Source organism: Micromonospora sp. NPDC047753 (assembly GCF_040642735.1).
In the GTDB taxonomy this organism is placed as follows: Bacteria; Actinomycetota; Actinomycetes; order Mycobacteriales; family Micromonosporaceae; genus Micromonospora.
The window spans coordinates 1-3452 of sequence record NZ_JBEYSL010000621.1 but is presented as its reverse complement, the minus strand read 5'-3'; the positions used below and the strand labels follow the sequence as shown (position 1 = coordinate 3452).

The following is a 3452-nucleotide window of genomic DNA, read 5'->3' as shown; positions in this document are numbered from 1 at the left end:
CGGCGAGCGCTCAGGCCGGACGGTCCGGTGGGGGGACCACCGCCGTCGGGTCACCGCGTTCGATGAGCGCGGCGATCTCGGCGGCCCGCAGCCCGCGCAGCGCCAGCACCCGGGTGCCCCAGCGGTGCAGGCGGCACGGGTGCGGGCTGGCGTCGTTACGGCAGACCACGCCCCCGGACCACCGTCGGGGGGCGTGCACCACCACCGCCCGTACGGCGAACTGGGTGTCCTCGCCCGTCACGTACGGCGGCAGGGGGATGTCGCGAAGAACCTCCCCGGACGCTTCACCGGTGCCGGACGAAGCGGCACGACGGACGCGGTGGGTCGTGCTGCTGCTCATCGGCTGCCTCCACACTGGATGGTCGGATGGGGACAGCAGAAAGTTACGACGCGTTCGACAGTCCGCGACGGACAAACTGTCCCGCTGGCCGACCGCACAGCGATCAGTCAGTCAGTCAACGCACCGTCACGGCCTGGAGGCCGACGTTGCCGCAGTGCTGCGTGAAGACCTTCTCGACGGTCCAGTTCAACAGCAGCCGGGCACCCTTCGGCAGAGTGAAGCGGATCGTGAACTGGGCGCTCTGACTGGTGTACGGGTCTTCCAGTCGGGCGATGCTGGCGGGCCCGCCGGTGGACAGCCGCGCTTCCAGTCGCCCCCGCGCCATCCAGGTGCCACCGTAGAGCTGGACCGTGCGCGGCTCACCACTGCCGGCGACGGCGAGGCTGAACCCGTTCCCGGCACCGCAGGCGTAGACGCCGTTGGAGCTGCCGTCCGTCGACCGCTCCGGCGTGCCGTCGGCCCAGCGCACGTACTCCTGGTTGCCGTCCCAACCGACCCGCCGGCCCGGGCCACCCCCGTCGATGATCTCGCCGGAGCCGGAACGCTTGCGGTTCGTCGACCTGCCGCCGCGCTCCCCCCAGTGCACCCAGTCCCGGGCGCCCACGGCGGTGAGGTCGACGATGGCGGGCATCTCGCCCCGGCTCACCGTCAGCGCCGGCGAACCGGGCTTCGGCGGTGGCGGGGCGGGCGCGCTGGCCGACGGCGTCGGGTCCGGCGAGGGTGGGCCCGCGCCCAGAGGGCTCTCGGTGCCGGTCTCGCCGACGGTGCAGCTCCAGAGCGGTCGGTCGGCCCGGTGCAGGGCCGCCGAGACCGCCGGCACCCGCGATTCGGCCTGCACCCGCCGGACCAACCGGGCCAGGTGCTCATCCACCGGTGAGCCGGGCGCCGCCGCTGGGGTCACGCCAGGTCCCGGGCGAGCATCGGGCCGAGCGGCGCACCACCGAGCAGGTGCGCGTGCACGTGGAACACCTCCTGCCCGCCGTACGCGCCGGTGTTGAACATCAGCCGGAAACCGTCGCCGAGCAGCCCCTCGTCCTCGGCCACGGCGGCGGACGTCGCCAGCACGTCGGCGGCCAGCGCCGGGTCACCCTGGGCGAGCGTGGCGACGTCGGCGTAGTGCTCCTTCGGAATGACCAGGACGTGCACCGGCGCCTTCGGGTCGATGTCGCGGAAGGCGAGCGTGGTGTCGGTCTCCCGGACCACTGTGGCCGGGATCTCCCCGGCGACGATGCGGCAGAACAGGCAGTCGGATCCCATCGGAGCAGTGTAGGGACCAACGGGCCGGGGACACTCCGGCGCGGCGACCGCCACCGGCCTGTTAGCGGTGAAGGCACGCTGAGGCAGGATGGCCGGCATGACGGATCGGGCGGTACTCGTGACCGGGGCCTCGCGCGGGATCGGCCGCGCGGTGGCGGAGGCGTTCGCAGCCGGCGGCGACCGGGTGGCCATCCACCACCGCGACTCCGCCGACGCGGCCGAGAAGCTGCGCGCGCAACTGCCGGGCACCGGGCACGTGGTGGTCCGCGCCGACCTCACCGATCCGGACGCGGTCCGGGTCATGGTCGACCGGGCCGCCGAACTGCTCGGCGGGCTGGACGTGCTGGTCAACAACGCCGGGACGTACGGCGACCGCGACGACCCGCACCCGATCTTCGGTGCCTCGTACGAGGAGTGGCAGCAGCGCTGGCGGCAGGTGGTGGAGACCAACCTGACCGGCGCCGGCAACGTCATCTGGTGCGCCGCCCAGCACATGCGCGAACGCGGCGGGCGGATCGTCAACGTCTCGTCCCGTGGCGCGTTCCGCGGCGAGCCGCACCAGCCGGCGTACGGGGCCAGCAAGGCGGGGCTCAACGCGCTGGGCCAGTCCCTCGCCGTGGCGCTCGCGCCCTACGGCATCACGATCGCCACCGTCGCGCCGGGCTTCGTGGCGACCGACATGGTCACCGAGTACCTGCACGGCGAGCAGGGCGCGGCGATCCGGGCGCAGAGCCCGTTCGACCGGGTGGGCCGACCGGAGGAGATCGCCGCCGCCGTGCACTGGCTCGCCTCGCCGCAGGCCGAGTGGGCCTCCGGCACGATCGTCGACCTCAACGGCGCTTCCTACCTGCGCAGCTGAGCTCCACGCCGTCCGCAGATCACCCGACCGGGGAGGTGGTTGGCGGGTCAGGGCAGGGTAAGTCCCACCGACATGGCCGACTCCGCGCTGCTGGACCTCACCGCCGACTACCGGGTGGCCGATGGCCACGACGACGACCCTGTCCTGCTCCGCCCCGACGGCACCCCTGTCGAGACCTGGCGCGAGGACTACCCGTACGACGAGCGACTGGACCGCGACGAGTACGACCGTGACAAGCGGCTGCTCCAGATCGAGCTGCTGAAGCTCCAGGACTGGATCAAGGAGTCCGGCGAGCGTTTGGTGATCCTCTTCGAGGGCCGGGACGCCGCCGGCAAGGGCGGCACCATCAAACGCTTCATGGAGCACCTCAACCCACGTGGCGCGTCGGTGGTGGCGCTCGCCAAGCCGGACGAGCGGGAAGCCGCCCAGTGGTACTTCCAGCGCTGGCTGGCCCACCTGCCGGCGGCCGGCGAGATCGTGCTGTTCGACCGTTCCTGGTACAACAGGGCCGGCGTCGAGCGGGTGATGGGCTTCTGCAGCCGCAAGGAGTACCTGGAGTTCCTACGGCAGGCCCCGGAGCTGGAACGGATGCTGGTGCGCTCGGGCATCCGGCTGGTCAAGTTCTGGTTCTCCGTCTCCCAGAACGAGCAGCGCACCCGGTTCGCAATCCGTCAGGTCGACCCGGTCCGGCAGTGGAAGCTGTCCCCGATGGACATCGCCTCACTCGACCGGTGGGACGACTACACCGAGGCCAAGGAGGCGATGTTCTTCTGGACCGACACGGCCGACGCGCCGTGGACGGTGGTGAAGAGCAACGACAAGAAGCGGGCCCGGCTCGAGGCGATGCGGCACGTGCTGCACCGCTTCGACTACACCGGCAAGGACTTCGCTGTGGTCGGCACGCGCCGCTTCCTTGGCCAGTGACATGTCACCGGCGTGCTCCCGGGCCAGCAGCCGGAAGCGGAGCTGCTGCCAGGCGAATCGGGCCAGGTCGGC

5 protein-coding genes and 1 pseudogene are annotated in these 3452 nt (G+C 71.9%); 2 read left to right on the top strand and 4 right to left on the bottom strand.

Annotated elements, in window-relative coordinates:
* Positions 1–10: 10 nt before the first annotated feature.
* The 3 genes from ABZ749_RS32055 to ABZ749_RS32045 all read right to left on the bottom strand — a co-directional run bounded on the left by ABZ749_RS32055 (position 11) and on the right by ABZ749_RS32045 (position 1597).
* Positions 11–340, bottom strand: coding sequence for a hypothetical protein (locus tag ABZ749_RS32055; RefSeq protein WP_357194873.1), 330 nt, complete (start codon positions 338–340; stop codon positions 11–13).
* A 115-nt stretch (positions 341–455) separates the two neighbouring features.
* Positions 456–1241 (bottom strand): hypothetical protein, encoded by a 786-nt coding sequence (locus ABZ749_RS32050; protein ID WP_357234417.1) that lies wholly within the window; start codon positions 1239–1241, stop codon positions 456–458.
* On the bottom strand, positions 1238–1597 hold the full coding sequence (locus tag ABZ749_RS32045; RefSeq protein ID WP_088988083.1) for a histidine triad nucleotide-binding protein: 360 nt from the start codon (positions 1595–1597) through the stop codon (positions 1238–1240). Before ABZ749_RS32045 ends, ABZ749_RS32050 begins: the two co-directional genes overlap by 4 nt.
* A gap of 97 nt (positions 1598–1694) precedes the next feature.
* Here ABZ749_RS32045 and ABZ749_RS32040 point away from each other — a divergent pair, with 97 nt between their 5' ends.
* A complete protein-coding gene (locus ABZ749_RS32040) occupies positions 1695–2456 on the top strand; it encodes an SDR family NAD(P)-dependent oxidoreductase (protein ID WP_357234414.1) in 762 nt (253 codons plus the stop codon).
* A gap of 72 nt (positions 2457–2528) precedes the next feature.
* Entirely contained in the window at positions 2529–3380 is an 852-nt protein-coding gene (gene ppk2 / locus ABZ749_RS32035; RefSeq protein ID WP_357234411.1) for a polyphosphate kinase 2, read from the top strand.
* Here ppk2 and ABZ749_RS32030 read toward each other — a convergent pair.
* A pseudogene (locus ABZ749_RS32030) lies at positions 3354–3452 on the bottom strand (HAD-IB family hydrolase); the annotation flags it as partial. The gene ppk2 and the pseudogene ABZ749_RS32030 sit on opposite strands and share 27 nt — an antisense overlap.